This window comes from Novimethylophilus kurashikiensis, assembly GCF_003112435.1.
GTDB lineage: Bacteria > Pseudomonadota > Gammaproteobacteria > Burkholderiales > Methylophilaceae > Novimethylophilus > Novimethylophilus kurashikiensis.
In genome coordinates this window covers 1-18,625 of record NZ_BDOQ01000028.1, presented here as the reverse complement: position 1 = coordinate 18,625, position 18,625 = coordinate 1, and the positions used below count along the sequence as shown (strand labels likewise).

At 49.3% G+C, this 18,625-nt stretch carries 18 protein-coding genes, 1 tRNA gene, 1 other RNA gene and 1 pseudogene; 10 read left to right on the top strand and 11 right to left on the bottom strand.

Annotated features, from left to right (window positions below):
- The coding region (locus tag NMK_RS18165) for a M10 family metallopeptidase C-terminal domain-containing protein (RefSeq protein ID WP_146187242.1) at positions 1 to 495 on the top strand (495 nt) is incomplete at its 5' end.
- An 81-nt stretch (positions 496 to 576) separates the two neighbouring features.
- On the opposite strand, the gene recR is transcribed toward NMK_RS18165, so the two are convergent.
- From recR to ffs, 4 genes are all read right to left on the bottom strand, one after another.
- On the bottom strand, positions 577 to 1,176 hold the full coding sequence (gene recR / locus NMK_RS18160) for a recombination mediator RecR (RefSeq protein WP_109017184.1): 600 nt from the start codon (positions 1,174 to 1,176) through the stop codon (positions 577 to 579).
- 42 nt (positions 1,177 to 1,218) lie between these two features.
- A complete protein-coding gene (locus NMK_RS18155; protein ID WP_109017183.1) occupies positions 1,219 to 1,545 on the bottom strand; it encodes a YbaB/EbfC family nucleoid-associated protein in 327 nt (108 codons plus the stop codon).
- A 12-nt stretch (positions 1,546 to 1,557) separates the two neighbouring features.
- A complete protein-coding gene (gene dnaX, locus NMK_RS18150; protein ID WP_109017182.1) occupies positions 1,558 to 3,234 on the bottom strand; it encodes a DNA polymerase III subunit gamma/tau in 1,677 nt (558 codons plus the stop codon).
- Positions 3,235 to 3,336: 102 nt separating this feature from the next.
- Positions 3,337 to 3,434, bottom strand: an RNA gene (ffs, locus tag NMK_RS18145) — signal recognition particle sRNA small type.
- Between the two features lie 179 nt (positions 3,435 to 3,613).
- Between ffs and NMK_RS18140 the strand changes: the two genes are divergently transcribed.
- Positions 3,614 to 3,703, top strand: a tRNA-Ser gene (locus NMK_RS18140).
- Positions 3,704 to 4,124: 421 nt separating this feature from the next.
- The gene (locus NMK_RS18135; RefSeq protein ID WP_306419357.1) at positions 4,125 to 4,469 is read left to right on the top strand and encodes an EAL domain-containing protein; all 345 of its coding nucleotides are present in this window, start codon (positions 4,125 to 4,127) and stop codon (positions 4,467 to 4,469) included.
- A 403-nt stretch (positions 4,470 to 4,872) separates the two neighbouring features.
- Here NMK_RS18135 and NMK_RS18130 read toward each other — a convergent pair whose 3' ends face one another.
- Positions 4,873 to 5,340, bottom strand: a complete 468-nt coding sequence (locus NMK_RS18130; protein ID WP_109017181.1) for an RrF2 family transcriptional regulator — start codon at positions 5,338 to 5,340, stop codon at positions 4,873 to 4,875.
- A 985-nt stretch (positions 5,341 to 6,325) separates the two neighbouring features.
- Between NMK_RS18130 and NMK_RS18125 the strand changes: the two genes are divergently transcribed.
- Both NMK_RS18125 and NMK_RS18120 read left to right on the top strand, forming a co-directional pair.
- Positions 6,326 to 6,934, top strand: a complete 609-nt coding sequence (locus NMK_RS18125; RefSeq protein WP_109017180.1) for a hypothetical protein — start codon at positions 6,326 to 6,328, stop codon at positions 6,932 to 6,934.
- Between the two features lie 205 nt (positions 6,935 to 7,139).
- Positions 7,140 to 7,877: a hypothetical protein gene (locus NMK_RS18120; protein WP_109017179.1), complete on the top strand. Its 738-nt coding sequence runs from the start codon at positions 7,140 to 7,142 to the stop codon at positions 7,875 to 7,877.
- A gap of 312 nt (positions 7,878 to 8,189) precedes the next feature.
- On the opposite strand, the gene NMK_RS18115 is transcribed toward NMK_RS18120, so the two are convergent.
- The 3 genes from NMK_RS18115 to NMK_RS18105 form a co-directional block, all read right to left on the bottom strand.
- Positions 8,190 to 9,035 carry a restriction endonuclease gene (locus NMK_RS18115; protein WP_109017178.1) on the bottom strand — a complete coding sequence of 282 codons (846 nt, stop codon included), beginning with the start codon at positions 9,033 to 9,035 and terminating at the stop codon, positions 8,190 to 8,192.
- Positions 9,036 to 9,223: 188 nt separating this feature from the next.
- Positions 9,224 to 10,288: a DUF6765 family protein gene (locus tag NMK_RS18110; RefSeq protein ID WP_109017177.1), complete on the bottom strand. Its 1,065-nt coding sequence runs from the start codon at positions 10,286 to 10,288 to the stop codon at positions 9,224 to 9,226.
- A 273-nt stretch (positions 10,289 to 10,561) separates the two neighbouring features.
- On the bottom strand, positions 10,562 to 11,206 hold the full coding sequence (locus NMK_RS18105) for a hypothetical protein (protein WP_109017176.1): 645 nt from the start codon (positions 11,204 to 11,206) through the stop codon (positions 10,562 to 10,564).
- Between the two features lie 340 nt (positions 11,207 to 11,546).
- On the opposite strand from NMK_RS18105, the pseudogene gspG reads away from it, so the two are divergent.
- Positions 11,547 to 11,905, top strand: a pseudogene (gene gspG, locus NMK_RS18100) (type II secretion system major pseudopilin GspG); the annotation flags it as partial.
- Positions 11,906 to 11,960: 55 nt separating this feature from the next.
- On the opposite strand, the gene NMK_RS18095 reads toward gspG, so the two are convergent.
- Both NMK_RS18095 and NMK_RS18090 read right to left on the bottom strand, forming a co-directional pair.
- Positions 11,961 to 12,329: a recombinase family protein gene (locus tag NMK_RS18095; RefSeq protein ID WP_227871569.1), complete on the bottom strand. Its 369-nt coding sequence runs from the start codon at positions 12,327 to 12,329 to the stop codon at positions 11,961 to 11,963.
- A gap of 296 nt (positions 12,330 to 12,625) precedes the next feature.
- Complete coding sequence (locus NMK_RS18090; protein WP_109017175.1) at positions 12,626 to 13,552, bottom strand: LysR family transcriptional regulator; 927 nt, start codon at positions 13,550 to 13,552, stop codon at positions 12,626 to 12,628.
- A 99-nt stretch (positions 13,553 to 13,651) separates the two neighbouring features.
- Here NMK_RS18090 and NMK_RS18085 point away from each other — a divergent pair, with 99 nt between their 5' ends.
- From NMK_RS18085 to NMK_RS18070, 4 genes are read left to right on the top strand one after another with little or no spacing between them, the layout of a single operon-like run.
- Positions 13,652 to 14,401, top strand: coding sequence for an electron transfer flavoprotein subunit beta/FixA family protein (locus NMK_RS18085; protein WP_109017185.1), 750 nt, complete (start codon positions 13,652 to 13,654; stop codon positions 14,399 to 14,401).
- Positions 14,401 to 15,348 (top strand): electron transfer flavoprotein subunit alpha/FixB family protein, encoded by a 948-nt coding sequence (locus NMK_RS18080; RefSeq protein ID WP_109017174.1) that lies wholly within the window; start codon positions 14,401 to 14,403, stop codon positions 15,346 to 15,348. Before NMK_RS18085 ends, NMK_RS18080 begins: the two co-directional genes overlap by 1 nt.
- Before the next feature lies 1 nt (position 15,349).
- Positions 15,350 to 16,126 (top strand): ferredoxin--NADP reductase, encoded by a 777-nt coding sequence (locus NMK_RS18075; protein ID WP_109017173.1) that lies wholly within the window; start codon positions 15,350 to 15,352, stop codon positions 16,124 to 16,126.
- 43 nt (positions 16,127 to 16,169) lie between these two features.
- Entirely contained in the window at positions 16,170 to 17,804 is a 1,635-nt protein-coding gene (locus NMK_RS18070) for an electron transfer flavoprotein-ubiquinone oxidoreductase (RefSeq protein WP_227871568.1), read from the top strand.
- Between the two features lie 189 nt (positions 17,805 to 17,993).
- On the opposite strand, the gene mobB is transcribed toward NMK_RS18070, so the two are convergent.
- Entirely contained in the window at positions 17,994 to 18,587 is a 594-nt protein-coding gene (gene mobB, locus NMK_RS18065; RefSeq protein ID WP_109017171.1) for a molybdopterin-guanine dinucleotide biosynthesis protein B, read from the bottom strand.
- Positions 18,588 to 18,625 lie beyond the last annotated feature (38 nt).

Sequence of the window (18,625 nt, the reverse complement as noted above, 5' to 3'; positions counted from 1 at the left end):
GCTGCAGTGATCAATGCGACTGGCAACGAACTGAACAATGCTCTGATTGGGAACAGCGGGGCCAACTTCATGATGGGCGGAGCTGGTGATGACACCATGAGTGGTGGGGCAGGCAACGATACCCTTGTAGGTGGGGCGGGTAACGATATCCTTACCGGTGGGATAGGCAACGACGTCTTCCGGTTCAATACTGCGCCCGATGCTATCAATAATGTCGACACAATTACGGATTTTGGAGTGGGATCCGATGTCATCCAACTCGAAAATGGCGTGTTGACGGGTTTGGGGCTAACGACAGGCACATTAAATGCCGGCATGTTTAATAGTGGTGCTGGCATGACTACGGCTCAGCAAGCTGATGACCATATCATCTACGACTCGACCTCTGGTGCCTTGTACTACGATGCTGATGGTGTAGGTGGTACGGCTGCAGTGCAAATCGCAACTCTGACAGGGGCCCCGGTACTAACTAATACCAATTTTGTAGTGATTTAAGAAACGGCAATATGAAAAAGCCAGCCTGGATTTTCCACGGCTGGCTTTTTTATTGGGTGTGTAGTCGCTGGAATCAGCGCGCTATCGTAGCGATCGCCGCTCCATCATCGCCTGCGCCAACGTCCCAATATCGACGTGTTCGATTTCGCCACCCATGGGCAAGCCACGTGCGATCCGGCTGACTTTCAGGCCGCGGGCTTTCAATAGCTCTCCCACGTAATGGGCTGTGGCTTCACCCTCGACGGTGTAATTGGTGGCGAGGATGACTTCCTGTACTTCGCCGTCCTGGGCGCGTTTTAGTAGGCGGTCGAGATGGATTTCCTTAGGACCGACGCCGTCGAGCGGGGAGAGTCGGCCCATCAGGACGAAATACATGCCGTGGTAGGTCTGCGTCTGTTCCAGCATGAGAAGATCGGTTGGCATCTCCACCACGCAAAGCTGATGCGCATCGCGCTTGCCTGAAGCGCATAAATCACATACTTCGCTTTCGCTGAAGTTGTTGCACTTGAGACAATGATGAATGCGTGAGAGCGCGTTTTGCAGGCTCATGGCCAGATGCTGGGCGCCATTGCGGTCGCGCTGGAGCAGGTGGTAGGCCATACGCTGTGCCGATTTTGGCCCGACGCCGGGTAGGCAGCGCAGCGATTCGATCAGTTGGTCGAGAGCAGTGAGGGATTTCATGCGAGGGGAGGGCAAAGGCGTGTGCCCTTACCCGAGTGGTGATTAGAACGGGAGTTTCATTCCAGGAGGGAGCGGCATGCCGGCAGTGAGCTTGCCCATGCGTTCCTGGCTGGTTGCCTCAGCTTGGCGCAGCGCGTCGTTGATAGCCAGGGTGATGAGATCTTCCAGCATTTCTGCATCTTCTTGCATGAGGCTGGGGTCGATTTTGATTCGACGCAGGGTGTTGCGGCAGGTCATCACGACCTTCACCATGCCGTTGCCGGCCTGGCCTTCGACCTCGATGTTGCCGAGTTCTTCCTGCGCCTTGGCCATGTTTTCTTGCATTTTCTGGGCCTGTTTCATCAGGTTGCCCAAGCCACCTTTCATCATGATGCTTGACTCCTACTGTATGGGTTTGATGCTGGAAGGGTTCACGATCGCGCCGAAGGTTTCCATCAGCCCTTGCACGAACGGGTCGTTACGGATGGATTCCTCAGCTTGCGCCTGGCGTAAAGCTTTTTCTTGAGACAACTGTGCGGCGGGCGTGTTGCCGGTGCCACCGATTTCAATACTGATTTTGATATTGCCGAAACGGTCGCGCAGCGCGGTTTTCAGCATTTCCTGGAAGCGCGGCTCCAGCAGGTGTTTTTGCGTTTCGCGCACGCACAGCACCAAGTTTTGTTCGTCCGACGAAACCAGTTCGCAGTTTTGCGCCAGCGTCTTGGCAAAACCGGGCTTCAGGCTATCGACAAATGTGCGCCAATCTCCGGAAAATCCCCCTGCAACTGGATTCTGCAAGGCGCTGCGCAGTGTGTCGATCTTAGCTTCGATGGGAGCTTTCTCTGCGGGTTTCGGCTCTGGTGTGGAGGCCTGACGTTGGCTTTCCTGGAAAGGTATCGGTTCTTCCGCTCGAGCAACTGGCGGTTGAACTGCCGGCGGCGGTGTTGGGACTGCTGGCGCTTTCGGCGGTGCGACTTGGATCGGCGCCGATTGCTCCAATGGTGCAAACGCCAGCATGCGCAACAGCGTCATCGTGAAACCGGCGTATTCGTCCGGCGCCAGCGATAAGTCGCGGCGGCCCAGCGTAGCGATCTGGTAAAAGAGCTGAATCTGTTCGGCAGGAATGCGCTGCGCCAATGCCAGCATGCGAGGGCGTTCGGGAACGTCGTCTGCTACGGCTTGAGGCACAGCCTGGATCAGGGCAATTTGATGCAACAGCGATGCCAGCTCTTGCAAGGCGGCATCGAACGAAATGCTGCGCTCGTCCATGGCTTCAGCCTGGCTTATGAGCGAAGGACCGTCCTGCCCTGTCAGTGCATCCAGCAAGTTGAACAAATAGCTTTGATCGATGGCGCCCAGCATGGCGCGCACTTCCTGCTCGTGAACGCTGCCGCTGCCGTAGGCGATGGCTTGATCGAGCAGGGAGAGGGCATCACGCATGCTGCCTTCAGCAGCCCGCGACAATAATTGCAGCGCCACCGGTTCGGCAGAAATCCCTTCCTGATCGAGAATATTCTGCAAATGGCCGGCGATATTGCCAGGGCCCATCTGCTTGAGATTGAACTGTAAGCAGCGCGACAGTACCGTCACGGGCACTTTTTGCGGATCGGTGGTCGCGAGGATGAATTTGACGTGTGCGGGCGGCTCTTCCAGCGTCTTCAGCATGGCATTGAACGCCGAGCGCGAGAGCATATGCACTTCATCGATGATGTAGACCTTGAAGCGGCCTGCGGTCGGCGCGTATTGCGCGTTTTCCAGCAGTTCGCGCATGGCGTCGACTTGCGTGTTGGAAGCGGCGTCCACCTCGATCAGATCGACGAAACGTCCCTTGTCGATTTCGACGCAAGCCGTGCACTGGCAGCAAGGGGTAGAGGTAATACCGGTTTCGCAGTTGAGCGCTTTGGCGACGATGCGAGCGAGGGTGGTTTTGCCGACCCCGCGCGTTCCGGTAAATAAGTAAGCGTGGTGCAGGCGCTGCTGGTCGAGGGCATTGGTGAGGGCGCGGACCACGTGTTCCTGGCCGACCACCTGTCCGAACGCCCGTGGGCGCCATTTGCGGGCGAGTACCTGATAACTCATGCGGGTGTCTTGTAAAAAAGTGTCATCGCAACTTTAAGCCGAAATGGGTACCGAATTATCAACTGGTCACCTGGACGGCACCGCAACGTGTCCAAATACGAAAGTGGCGAGCCTTTGCCCCGGCACTTGCTTGAATAACTGTGGCTGCTTCCTTCCGGACCTGACCAGGTTGGCTATCTTGCAATGCGGGGAGGCCCGCCGACCGCTATTCTATCCCATTCCCAAGGTTTCACGCGACTCTATCTAACGACATTGACTACATATCCAGTACCGGAAATATAGTCGCCCGGAGAAATCAATTACTTAGGGATTTTCCCGCTGATTTGTTAACGCTGATGCTGGCGTTTTTAAAAAAGATGCTGCATAATGCGCGGCCTTCGGAGAGGTGGATGAGTGGTTTAAGTCACCACCCTGGAAAGGTGGCACAGGGGCAACCTTGTCGCGGGTTCGAATCCCGCCCTCTCCGCCAGTTAGTCTAGAAAAGCCGCCAAGTGCGGCTTTTTCTTTATCAGGCCCGCCACGTGCGGGCCTTTTGCTTGAATGCTTTCTCTGTTCCCAGAAAATCTGTCCCCAAGCCCACTAATGGCGCCTGGAAATGCTAGTTTTCTCAGTCGTCAAATTTCGAGGTCGGGTTTTCCTCGCGCGTTTATTTTCTAACGAAATCAGATTGTCGATGTGCGACCGGTTCTCGGCCAAATCGGCCGATCACGACAGTCAACAAATACGTCCGCAAAAGGCCGATAGCCGTCTTTTAGAAACCTGAGCCTTCATTAAGAGTTGCTCCCATGAATTCTACTAAGCCAACCAATTCATCCCTGAAGCTTTTGGCCGGCCCGAATTCCTTCATTTAGTGCGAGAAGATTACATCAGTCATGTAGAAGGTCAGTAGCATTAAAAAGTATTGGATTTACTCCTTAAGCATTGATGATTTTGGTACGGGCTATTCTTCTTTGAGTTACTTGCAAAAACTACCGGCAGAATACATAAAGATCGATCAATCTTTTGTCCGCGACATGCTGCAAAACAAGGAGTCGTGGATGATAGTCAGATCAACAATAGATCTTGCTCATGACCTTGGTAAAAAGGTAGTGGCTGAGGGGGTTGAAACACAAGAGCAGTGGGATCAACTAGCCGAGCTAGGATGTGATCTGGCCCAAGGCTATTTAATTGCAAAACCTATGACTATTAGTGCTTTTCCTAATTGGATTAAAAACTACTCTTCCAGGATTACATAGTCTGAAGTAGTTTCAATGACAAGCGTTGCTGAATCAGCCTTTAGACATGGCCGAACGGGCGTTGACTCCACACTACTGACAAAGCACTCAAACAGAAAGCCCGCATGAAGCGGCCTGATAAAAATAAAGCCCGCACATGGCGTGCTTTCTAGACTAACTGACGGTGCAGCAGATCGTTATGTTCATTGATTTCTTTTCATCACTTTATTATTTGGCGAGCCTCAGACGCCGGAAATCCCTTTTCTCTGCAGCCGGAATAGATATCTCAAAATTGACTGCCCTTTGCAGAAGATCGTAGATGTCTCCTTCGGGTCCAGAGTGTGAGAACGCTGCTCACCCAAAGGTCAATGCATCCCATAACTGACTTTGAACGATTTAAAAATCGCTTTGCTAATCATCGTTATTACAGTTGAGGCACTGCTGAAAATATGGCATGAGGTAAATCGACTAAAGGGTACTTACCTTTTCTAACATCTTCAGCAAGGGCCGCCAAATTCAACTGTTTAAACATATTAATTATCCCCAGCTTCATTGGCATCCATTTTTCGTGCATTGGGCAGAAAGTACCCTCTCCGCAAATTTTAAACCCCATTACACAATAGTCCGTAAAGGCAATGCCCTCGGTAATCCTAAGGATCTGCAGCACATTAATTTCTCCAGATTCACTTTTTCGCTGGAATCCACCATTTTTACCTCTGGTCGAGATCACCAATCCCCCCTTAGATAACGATGCCAAAATACTGCGTAAATATGGTGCCGGTAGGCCTAGGCTATGTGCAATTTCATTAGCTATTGCAGGGCGGTTGCTCTCTCGTAATTCAAGATATACAAGAACTCTGATAGCGTATTGGCTAGTAATAGATAAGATCACAGTATTTCTCTGAACTAAAGTTCATTATTTAGCATCAAGCAGCTAATTATTAAATCTCAATCTGAGCCCAAGTTTAGCCTATGGTCTAGTGTCTTACGCTGATGCAACGTTGTGCTTACAGAATTCAGAGCGTTCAGTTCGCAACTAAGACTATGGACTGATTGCTGGTTTTCTAAAAATTCAAGGGTATCAAATAAGATGTATATTTAATATATCTTTAAATGTAGCATGCCGCTTTTAGTAAAGCAATCTACAGAAGGGGGATGAGCCTATGAACCATCATAGCTAGGTCTGATTACTTACGCGGGCTTCCCAATTGGCACGGGGATAGTATGTGGAAGCTCGTATTAAAGCCAATTTGGATTAATACTTAGAGAAGCATTGGTCGCTTGCAGAAAAACAATCAATACTTTGTGTGATGAACGGGCAAGCATTACCGTTAAACCGCAGCAAGAGTGGCATGCGTTGGAGCGCGGGTTACAGATCGGTACTTATACCAATTCCGATCAGTACCTGAGCCGAAAAAGTCGTCCATTTCGTAGGCTGTGGCGAGGCCAAGTCGTTCTCGAAGCCATTCAAACCACACCACAGTTCTTAGCAGATTCGTGATCTAGCGTTGCCTTTTACTTCCTTCAGCTTGATTCGCGTCAATTACCGGACAAATTCGCTCAGCTATTATTGCGCATAGATCAAGAGAAGTCTTGCTTGAATGAGAACTTGTTGAATTACGCAGCAAGTTGTCGTAGCACTCCATCGTACAGCGGGAAGATCAGTGTGATTCATCGCCTAGTAAGCTTGGCTTGGTGAGTAGATCTGGCCTGTAAGAGACATTAACTCGACGATGCTATGGCCGAGAACCGGGATTTTACTTTGGCAACATAAACCCTGCGTTATGAGCGTTTGTCGGCTCTACGTTGATTGCGTGATGATTGGCCCAACGTCGCAACGCTTCCCAAATCTTTAGCTATCACTCAAAGGAGCGAACATGACATACCCTGCTTTTATCAACGAGGTACCGAAAATCAGGCTATACGATCCATTAACCGAGTTTCTAGGCGCGAATGACGATGGCGTCATCGAATACTCCTACCTTGATGCAGTTAAACTTGCTGGCCATTCATGCCCAACTGTGGCATCCGCTTATTGGATGACCTATAAAGCTTTGAAAGCGCTTTATGATGAGGATTTACCTGAACGAGGAAATATTTTAGTTGAATTTCGCCAGGGAAGCGCCGATGGGACTAGTGGCGTTGTCGCCAATGTAGTCGGCCTGCTGACAGGTGCTGGCAATAACACGGCATTTAAAGGCATCAGCGGCCGATTCGATAGAAGAGACAAGCTTCTATTTGAATCAAACATTGATTCCGAAATGCGTTTGACTCGGCTGGATACAATGCAATCCGTTAATATCTCTTTGAGTCTGCAGAGTGTTCCATCGTCGCCACGTATAAAGGAACTGCTGATTGCCTGCCTAAACGGAATGGCCAGCGATGAAGATTTCCTCGAATTTCGCCAATTATGGCAGGCTCGCGTGAAGGCGGTTATATTGGATCATGCCCATGACTCAAATGTGTTCCAGATAACTACCGTATGAAAAACCGGATGAAGCCCCATCCAATTGCCTTAATCGCCATTGGAATATGGTTCGTATCAGTTTCAGTATTTGCCTAGTTTTTCATACACGGCAATATTGCTGCAGGAACTGATAATAGAATGGCGGTGATCCTGAACTGAAAACGAATGAGCGAAGTTTGTTTTACGTGAGATACGTATTTTTTTTCTGAGACACTAAGAGTGATATGAAAAAGAATCACTTTCTAAGCTACGAGTGGGATGCTATCGCAGGGATACTGGCCGCCGTAGTGGCCATTATTCTACATTTCTTACATGTAATCGACGAACAAATCATCCTGCCTGTCGTGCTCACCCTCATGGCGCTCTTGTTCATTAATTTCATGCGTCATACAAGAAACAATGAAAACACCGCGGATCAAGTGGAGCATGTCCAAAAAATTGTATCCGAGATCAAGTCATCTTTGACTGCTCCCGATATAGTATTGATCGGCCCACGCCAGCTTCGCGAAGCGAATGGAAAGTTCTTGCGTAACATGCGCGGAGAAGTAACCCTATTCAATGTTTGCTTGTCGATGTACCGCACGCAATCGCTTTTTGATTCCATGCTACGTCCAGCAATCGAGAATCCCTTGGTGACTAGGGTTCAATTCGTTCTTGACGAAAGCCAAAGAGGCATCTGGCAGACTGAAGTATGGCCAATAATTTCCATCCATAACGTCGCTGATAAAGTAAAGGAGCCGCGCTGGTGCACGCTTGATAAGAATTTATCATTCATCTTGGCTGATACTTATCCCCATGGGGCTCCTGAAGCTTTGGTGAGTTTCTGGGGGGAACCATTTATGTCACAATCAACTGCCCAAAACATACCGCGCTACATCCTCCACGTCCAAGCGCATTCTGAACTGATAACGCAACTTGTCGAACTTGATCGAAATTGCCATATTCACAATTTCAGAGATTAAGCTAATGAGGAAAGTGAAGCGATATTCAGGAGAGAGTAAATGAGCACCGAAGGTGCCTTTTAGGTCACGATACCCCCCCGCCTAATATTAAAGTTACATTCTTAATCCCATACAAGGAATGACGAAGTACGGCAATTTGAATCGCAGCGGCTTTAGTAGTCACACTGATGTCTGCTTTCCATTCAAAACCGACTGCTTAGCTCGAAGGTTCCGAATGGCTGCAAAGGCCGATAAGTAGCCCATTTAAGAGACTTGCAGCAACGACTGTAATCGCGGATTTCAAGAAGTTACTTTCCTTCCACGACAAATTTTCTAGTTGGCTTCAACTATGCCGCGACAATTAGGATATTTCGAGCAGCCCCAAAATCGATTACCAACGTTAGCTCCCTTCCTTGCTTTTCGTAGCACCATCGCATTGCCACAGTTAGGGCATATAGGTGAGCTTAATTGAGGGGTAGGGTTGTCAGTGTTTTCAATTAACTTCAGTTTGATTTGATTGCTTTGCTGAACCTCTTTAACCAAGCCAACTAACTCATTACCGTCAATCAGGCGAATTGGTTTGCCTTTAGCAAAAGCTTGCGCGTCCATCGTGTAGGTGCCAGATGTCACAAGAATGCATTCATCGGCATGCTCTGCTGTCATTACGCCATAAAGCTCACGCACAAGAGAAACATTCACTGAATAGACTTTCCAGTGTTTGCACTGGACGATCGTTTTTCTCCCTTGCTTATGTAAGACGTGGTCTATACCGCCATCCGGAGTATTCCCACCATGCTCTTCGACCATATAACCAAGACGTCTAAACGACTCGCCCACCAGTAACTCAAAACTTTCCCAGGACATTGCCCGAATGCTTTGCAGTCCAGACTGAGTCTCGAGCAGATGTTTACGGTGTCTGCCTTTAAAAACTGAAACGCAAGCTCCAGTCAGAAATGCGATGGGAACTATGTATTGGAGAAAGGTTGAGAATGTAATGAAAAGCTGCTTAGTAACAAAGTCGCCCATTGCTTGCTGGTCATGAGGAGCGACAATCGGAGAGCTAGCGACATAGTGGAATCCGAGGTAAGCCACCGTCGCTAGAATTAAGCTGACTTTCCAAGGTAGAGCAGCGGCTATCTCAATTAAGTCTTCAAATGCGGAAGATTGTTTTCTTGCCATGGATTTCCCCAGTTTTTATTGGCGTCTGCTTATGGAGCAAGTGTTAAACATGAGCTACAAAGCCACACCATGGATATCATTGTTATCTCTGATTGTTTGTTGAATTGGCACCAGGTTTAGCCAACACACAAGCTTTTAATGCAACTTACTAATGCCTAGGTCGATCTCATCAATAAGCTCTTGATTAATTAGAGCCTAAAAATCACCGGCAGATTGTATTTTGGCAACAATTCATCAAGTACATAGTCTCGATGGAATTTTGCTGCCATCAGGAATGAATAGAACGTCGCACTATTAACGGTATTAGAATCAAAATCGGCAAGTCTGACCTGATCCTCAGTGAACCACGTCGAGTTATAGCTAGGAATAGGCGCCTTGTCAGGATTATCAAATAGGGCATCAGACACTGCTGCGCTTTGCCATGCTTCACAGCGTTGATCCAGGGTTCCTTCAATGGTCAGCACTTTTCCCACCGTATCCTTAATTGATTCGAATGAACGGCCGCCACCGGCGTCTTTCAGCCCAGGTACTTTCTCAGCGTATGCTTTGAACATCTTATGCAGCTCTTCGCAAGCTTCCAAGAATGTAGCGGAATTATGGCGTGATCCAGAGTGCTGCCCGCTAATCTCATAGAGGAATTCCCATGTCAGGTAGGGCCGATCCGGATAGGTGCCAACAGACCCATGGCCAAGTCCAACCAAATCCGCAATGTGGCTCTGCGCATATTTCTCTTTGAACGCATCAAACTTGTCGCGGATGTACTTCAGGATGGTTTCGTCCTCGACGTGCAGCTTGATAGTTTTACCTTCCACTCTGTTTGTATCAGAGCTGATGCCGGAGAATCCATAATGTGAGAATGTGTCTGCATAGACATGCGCCGTAATTCCCATTAGCTCCACTCCATAGGGCATCTCTGCACAGTCCAGGTGATGGGAAACCATTTCACGGGCGAGAGCACTGTTCTTTCGACATACTAAGCGTTCTTCATGTGAGTCCCCTTCGTTACCAGGAAGGAAGTGAAACGGAACCCATATCTCCCGCTGGCTGAGGGGGTCCAGATTGTCACCATCAATAGGATGATGGGCTGTTGCTCGCGATTTCAGCATGACGCCATCGCTAAGCTCAGCTGCGGTAATGTCACTGCAGTCATCAACGTATTCAGCAGCCGTTGCAATAGATTGAGCAGTATTGTCATTTAAGCCTGCGGCACGTGCCATGCAGTAGGTTCCGTAGTAGTGCATATCTGTTTGCATGACAAACCTTTCAATTAAATTCTTCCTTATCAACTTATTTCAATTAAGTCTTCAAATGCGGAAGATTGTTTTCTTGCCCAGATATGCTCTGCGCAATTTGTTTGATTTGCCGGGTGCTATGCTGCCGTGGATTTCGCGAGTTCAGTTGTAGCGAATGCGTTGGGAGATAAACAGCCGAAAGATGGTGGCCGGACTGTTGAAGGATTGGTGTTGTCATGACGAGGCTTCCTGAAAACAAGTAGCCTCGATTTTTATAAAGGGGGAAGGGAAGAGCTAGGCGGATACTTCGACTAAATTTGGGAAGTTTTCTCCATCGGGATTTTCGGTGTGGGAAATGGAAGCGTTAAATTCCCGAATGGCCAATCTCGCATAATGATCGCTATTGGCTGGGTCGATGGCCAACAACTCGAACATGGACTCAACTAGATTGATGTAACCATGAGGATGCTTTGCTGAACTGGAACGTGACGGTTTTTTACCGGTGAGCTTGTAGTAATAGTGCGCTAACACACGAGCTAGGTAATGTGCTTTTCGGTTTTCGGGGCGGCCTCCTGTGGTTGCTGTCGAGACCTGGCCCACCTTGGCTTGAGATGCCTGATTCGACAACGTTTTGAGCAAGCACTCTAGATCTGCATCTATGCGCCAGAACCCTTGATCTGCTAAGGCTAGAATCGTTGTTTGATGAGCATATTTGAGCTGGCTCAGCAATTTTTTCGCTTGTTTGGCAATAGCATCGAGCTCTTTTTGCGTTGGGGCTTCTGCAATGGACGTGTATCTGTTGGGTATATCCATAGCGCCAGCCTTTGCCAATATCATGATTTGGTCGATAGCACTTTGCAGAAACATCTTAGTCAGTGCCTGATTTTCGAGCAGGGGCAATCGACGAAAAATGGTTTCTATAGCTTCACTTTCCAGCATGTTTAGTCCCAGGGATATTTAACGATCAATAGAGATTTAATATTGAAAAGAATGCATTGCTCATTGTTGTCATGAAAGTTTTGAATATGCATTCCGCGTAGAAATAATTTCATGTTGAGAGATGGATAGCTTTTTTTAATGGCTGGATAAGTATTCAGCGGTTGTCGTGAATTGATCTTATGAAACTTTTTAAGCTATTGATTTAAATGTTAAATGAAGGTTGTGTTGTTTTGGCTGCTAGAAGCAATGGTTCTCGATACGATGCTCTATGTTGCCGCGGCAATATAGATCAAGCATACTCATTCAGAGAAGAGAGTCGAGTAAACAAATAAACTTAAGAATGAAAAAATCTTCCTCAGGATTCACACTGCTGGAGCTGCTGGTCGTCATGGTCATCATTGGCATGTTGGCGGGGTATGTCGGCCCCAAGTATTTTTCTCAAATTGGCAAATCAGAACTCAAGGCAGCTAAAGCGCAAATTGATGCGCTCGAAAAAGCGCTCGACCAATATCGTCTCGATACGGGACACTATCCTAGTTCAGAGCAAGGATTAGCGGCTCTGAACGCCAAGCCAGCCAGCGAACCGAAATGGGGCGGTCCATATCTGAAAAAAACGTCCCTTTTGATCCATGGGGACGCGCTTATCTCTATCGGTCGCCGGGCGAGCATGGAGAATTCGACCTCTTCACGTACGGAAAAGTAGTACCACGACCTCACCTTACGTTTACAACTGGACCAATGTTCCGGCCGGAACCTATAGTCTCTTTGCACGCGCCATCAGTGATATCCCACCCATCCATAGGCCTTTCCGTTTAGAGGCGGCAATCTTGTCTCGAATACGCTCTGCCGTCACCTCGCGCTCGAACTGGGCAAAAGACAACAGCACATTCAACGTCAGCCGTCCCATAGAGGTGGTGGTGTTGAACTGCTGGGTGACCAAGACAAAGGACACGCCATGCGCATCAAATAATTCCACGAGTTTGGTAAAGTCTGACAACGACCGGGTCAGACGATCCACCTTATACACCACCAATATTTGAATCTGACGTGCTTGGATGTCAGCCAAGAGCTGGGTTAGGGCAGGGCGCTCCAAGGTACCCCCAGAATACCCGCCATCTCGTATATCGTGGGTGAGGCTATTTGCTCAGACTAACCTGATCGAAGATGGGTCGGTTAGATTTCCAAAATCCGCGAGCTGGTTGCCTGAATAATTATTTGAACTGATCAGTTTCCCGATGACTAAGTACAGCGATCAAGTGGACTCAACTTCCCAAGCCTTGGCGTGGATAAAGAACCGCAATTGGGGACCTGGAATGGGTATCTATTACTACTTCAAAGAGCAGTATGAGCAAAGAAATGGAAAATTATGAGGCCTCAGTAGAGACATTGAATAAAAAACAAACATTATTTCTTAAGGCATTAGGGAATATTGGGCAATTGAATCGATTCCGTTGAAGAGACACCAGCAGTGAAAGCCTTGCATGCTTTAAGAAAATCTCGAATACCTGAGGTTTGAAACTTCTGCTTGTGCAGCACGAAATAGAAATACCGTTTTAAATTGAGCTGCGGCATTTCAATCGGTACTAGGCTGCCTCGTCGGAAGGCATCACGTAGTGCCAGACGTGAAATGCAACCGATTCCATGTCCCGATTCCACCACACGCTTGATCGCCTCAGTATGTTCAAGCTCAAGCTTAATGTTTGGGTTGAAATTGTGGTCTGCCAACGCCTGATCGAGCACTTCCCGAGTCCCTGAGCCTTTTTCACGCATGATCCATGGCAATTCCATCAGTTGATAGAGCGTAACGATTTTGGTCCTGGTAAGTGGATGGCCGGGAGCGCTGAAAATAACGAGTTCGTCTTCGATCCAAGGTTCGATGAGTAGGTCTTGGTGCGCACAGGATCCCTCGACGAGGCCCAAGTCCAGATCAAAATTAAGCAGGCGTTCCACAATGGCAGAAGTGTTGTGTACGGATAAATGAGCCTTACTGTCAGGATAGGTCTCGAGAAATTTTGGAACTATCAGCGTTGCCAAATAGTTGCCGATCGTAAGAGTGGCGCCGATATTGAGATTGCAGTAGCTCTTTCGATTTGAAAGCAAATCTTCAAGGCTCTGTGCACGATCGAGCAAATCCACTGCCTCGGGCAAGAGTTTCCGCCCGAAATCATTGAGACGCAGCTTTTTCCCCACTCGATCAAAAAAAGCCGTGTCGAATTGCTTTTCAATTTCAGCGAGGCTGGTGCTGGTCGCGGATTGTGATAGCGAAAGAATTTCAGATGCCCGGGAAACACTTTCGAAGCGTGCCACAGTGGCAAAAATTTCGAGTTGGCGCAGGGTAAACTTCATATCTAAAAAATTGAATAATGTTATTCATGTAATCAATTTTACAGATATTAACCCTGTTTCTAGAATATCTCTTAAGTAATTTTAAGAGGGATGTTCACTGTGAAAATTTTAGTGCCTGTCAAACGTGTTGTTGATTACAAGATCCAGGTGCGCCCAGCCGATGACGGGCTAGGGGTCGCCTTATCCGGCGTCAAAATGTCGCCGAATCCGTTCGATGAAAATGCTATTGAAGAGTCTCTTAGGCTGAAGGAAGCCGGGATTGCCACTGAAGTGACGGTCGTCTCTTTTGGTAGCGCCGTCAATCATGACGTTTTGCGCCATGGTCTGGCCATGGGCGCGGACCGGGCCATTCTTGTCGAGACGGATCAGACGCTCGGTTCGCTTGGTGTCGCCAAATTGCTAAAGGCCTTGGCCGAGCGTGAAACCCCCGGGCTTATTCTCATGGGCAAACAATCCATCGACGAGGATGCCGGTCAGGCCCCGCAGATGCTAGCTGGGCTTTTGAATTGGCCGCAGGCGACGTTCGCTTCCAGCGTTAAGGTGACTGGCCAGGAAGTCGAGGTGGTGAGAGAGGTGGATGGAGGCATGGAAACTCTGAAGCTCTCGCTGCCGGCGGTAATTAGCGCGGATCTTCGGCTGAATTCCCCGCGCTTTGTCAAGCTGCCCAACCTCATGATGGCCAAGAAAAAGCCCATTGAAACGGTGAGCGCAGATGAGCTTGTGCCTGAGCTTGAAACCAAGCTCAAGACCAAATTTGTGGGGTATCCACCAGCCAGAGATCCGGTTCGTATTCTGAATAGCGTGGATGAACTGATCGAGAAACTTAAAAGTGAAGCAGGAGTATTGTGATGAGCATTCTGGTTATTGCAGAACACGACGGGAACAATCTCAAGGTTGCCACACGTCAAACTATTGCCGCCGCTGCTCAACTCGGCAATGACATCCATGTGCTGATTGCCGGAGATTACCTAGACAATGTTGTTGCCCAGGCCAGTAAGTTGGAGGGCGTCTCCAAAGTCCTGGTCGCCCAGGCAGAGCATCTGGCGCATGCATTGGCGGAAGATGCTGCTGCACTAATCGTCTCCGTCGCTGCCAGTTATAGCGCGATATTGGGTGGTCATTCCTCGTTCACTCGCGATATCTTGCCGCGTGCCGCTGCACAACTTGATGTAGGGATGGTTTCTGATGTCGTAGAAATCATCAGTCCTAATTCTTTCAAGCGCCCCATCTATGCTGGGAACCTGATCGCCACGGTCGACAGCGAAGAGCGCATCCGAGTGCTGACTGTGCGCGGCAGCCGATTCAAATCTGTGGATGCAATCGCTGGTCATGCGGCTGAAATTAAGTCGTTGCCAGTGCCGGTAAGCTCAGGCAAGGCCAAGTGGGTGGCAGAGACCAAGGGCAATTCGGGTCGTCCCGAACTTTCGACGGCCCGTGTTGTGGTTTCAGGCGGACGGTCGCTGGGCAGCGAAGAGAAATTCCAGCATATCTTGAATCCGCTCGCAGAGACTCTGGGTGCTGCGATTGGAGCCAGCCGCGCCGCAGTGGATGCGGGCTATGCACCCAACGATACACAAGTCGGCCAGACCGGCACGCTGGTCGCGCCGGATATTTACATGGCCTTCGGCATTTCCGGTTCTATCCAGCACACCGCTGGCATCAAGGACAGCAAGGTGATCGTTGCAGTGAATCTCGATCCCGATGCGCCTATCTTCCAAGTCGCGGACTACGGACTGGTGGCCGACCTTTTCGAGGTGATCCCTCAATTGAATAACGCCCTAGTCACGGAAGCTTAAAATGAGCAATTTAACGGTCGAAACCGTCACCTACGTCCATCACTGGAACGATACGCTTTTCAGTTTCAAAACCACCCGCGATCCCGGTCTGCGATTCGAAAACGGCCAGTTCGTGATGATCGGCTTAGAAGTTAATGGCAAGCCGCTCATGCGTGCCTACAGCATCGCCAGCCCCAACTACGAAGAGTATCTCGAGTTTTTCAGCATCAAGGTACCCAACGGGCCGTTGACATCTTTGCTTCAGAATTTAAAGGTGGGTGACAAGGTGTTGGTGAGTAAAAAGCCGACAGGAACGCTTGTACTTCCTGACCTGAAACCGGGCAAGCGCTTGTTCTTCTTCTCTACAGGAACAGGACTGGCACCGTTCATGAGCCTGATCCAGGATCCGGAAGCCTACGAACAATACGAACAGATAATCCTGATCCATGGCGTCAGAACCGTCAGCGAGCTGGCTTACCACGATTTCATCACCCAGGTGTTGCCTAAAAATGAGTTCTTCGGCAAGGAAGTGAGCTCCAAGCTGGTTTACTACCCGACAGTGACGCGCGAAGTTTTCCGTAATCAGGGTCGTTTGACGGATCTCATCGAGTCGAACAAGTTGTTTGAGGATTTGGGGATTGCGCCGCTGAATCCGGAAACGGACCGCGGCATGATCTGCGGTAGTCCGTCCATGCTGGATGATACGAGCGCCATACTCGACCGCCACGGCTTCGTTATTTCGCCCAAGACCGGCGTGCAAGGGGATTATGTAATCGAAAGAGCGTTTGTCGAAAAGTAAGTGTTAAGAAATGGGCGTAAGAGTGAGTACAGCAAGAGACATCATGACGTACGACCTGCTGATTGTCGGGGCAGGTCCCGCCGGCTTGTCCGCAGCGATCCGGTTCAAGCAGATGGCGAATGCGGCTGGCAAGGAACTGAGCGTTTGTGTGCTCGAAAAAGGCTCGCAGGTCAGCGCTCATATTCTGTCGGGTGCCGTCATCGACCCGATCGCGTTGAACGAATTGATTCCTGAATGGAAGGAAGCAGGCGCGCCGCTGACCACCCCGGTTAGCGATGAAAAGCTGAGCTGGCTTACTCAGAATAACAGCTATGAGATTCCTGCCTGGCTGCTACCGCCAGTTATGCATAACCAAGGGTGCTATATCGGCAGTCTGGGCGAGTTATGCCAATGGATGGGCAACAAGGCTGAAGAGCTGGGAGTGGAAATCTATCCGGGCTTTGCCGCGGTCGATTTGGTGTATGCAGAATCTGGAGCCGTTGCTGGGGTCGTGACCGGTGACATGGGGCTCAGCCAGGCCGGCGAGCAAAAGCTTACCTTCACGCCCGGCATCGAAATTCATGCCGCATATACGCTGATTGCCGAAGGGACGCGAGGCTCACTCACAAAAATCGCGGAAGAAAAATTCGGTTTACGCGATCAAAATCGTTTCCAGAAATACGGCCTGGGGATCAAGGAAATCTGGGAAGTCAGCGCGGAAAAGCACAAGCCCGGCCTGGTCGAGCATAGCTTAGGCTGGCCGCTGAATGATGATACCGGAGGAGGCTCCTTCCTCTACCACTACGGTAAAAACCTGGTTTCAATCGGCTATGTGGTGCATCTGGATTACGCCAATCCTTATCTGTCACCGTTCGAGGAGTTCCAACGGTTCAAGTTGCACGTCAAGAACAGGGCGCTTCTGGAAGGCGGAAAACGAATTGCCTACGGCGCCCGAGCTATCAGTGAAGGCGGGGTGCAATCTCTGCCAGAGCTGGTGTTCGACGGCGGCGTGCTGCTGGGATGTGCTGCCGGGATGGTCAATGTGCCTCGCATCAAAGGCAGCCATAACGCCATGAAGTCTGGGATGCTGGCTGCCGAAGCTGCTTATGAAGCCATTACCGCAGGGCGGACGCATGATCGGCTCGAGGCATATCAGACCAAGTTGAAACTGTCCTGGATATGGCAGGATCTGTACGGCGCCCGCAATGTAAAACCATATCTGTCGACTTTCGGGACAGTTTTGGGAAGTTTTGCTGCAGGGATCGAATTGTGGCTGGGGCGTTTTGGTATTTCTGTTCCCTGGACATTGGGCCATGCTAAACCTGACCATCTGAGCACCAAGCCTGCCAGTAGCTTCCAACCTATTGCTTATCCTAAGCCGGACGGGAGGCTCAGTTTCGATCGTCTCAGTTCTTTGGCACTGGCCAACATCGGTCACGAGCACGATCAGCCATCGCATCTGCAGATCAAGGACGGCGCCAAACCGATCGAGATCAATTTAAAGGTTTTCGATAGCCCGGAGCAAAGATATTGCCCCGCTGGTGTTTATGAGATCGTCTCGGACAATCATGCACCTAGATTGCAAATTAACGCCCAGAATTGTGTGCACTGCAAGACGTGCGATATCAAGGATTCTAAGCAAAATATTGCGTGGGTGACACCAGAAGGAGGAAGCGGCCCGAATTATCTTGGAATGTGATGTTAAAAGCGGCTTAGTTATCGAAATGCTTATTCTTAATGCTCTCGGTTGCGCCTGGTGCAGGCAAAAATAGAGTAATGGTGCCAACTGCATGATGAATTAAATATTAAGTTCGCTACCAGGTCTCCTCAGCCCCATGTGCCTCACACTGACACATGGGTTTTTTTTGTTTTCGAGTAGGGGAATGGCTTAAATATACTCTGCAACAAGCTTATGCTTGTAAGATTTTTTCGCTGCAAAATGCCATTCAAGAATGAAGCTGACCACTTCCTCGGCAGAATTAATATTCAAGATTGGTTTTGGAGAAGAACATCCAGTATCGCTTGCTACCGCAAGAATTTGTTTGTCTTTTAGCGCGCGCAATGGATAGCCTAAACAAGCCCTATAGACTTCAATTTTAGGAATGGATGCTTCCCGAAAACCCTCGACCAGAATGAGATCACTGTCGGTTGTGTTCATATGAGGGATAAGTTCTTTCAGCCTCGAATCATCATTATCTGGATACTCTTGAGGTAATTCGGTCATGAGTGCCCATCTTTTCGAGGAGCCCACCATGACAGAATCTGCTCCCGCCAAGCGTAGACGATGGCTATCCTTACCTGGATGATCGGTGTCGAAATCTGCTCGCGCTTGCTTGATTACGCCAATCCGTAATCCATGCGACTTAAGTATTGGCAGTATTTTTTCCATCAAAGTAGTCTTGCCCATTCCACTGGCTGCGGCACAAATGCCGAGAATGGGCGGAGAGTACTTAAGGTAATTAGGCCTCGGTATATGAAGCATTGCTAAACCCTTTCTAATTTAGAACGTGTACATCAGCG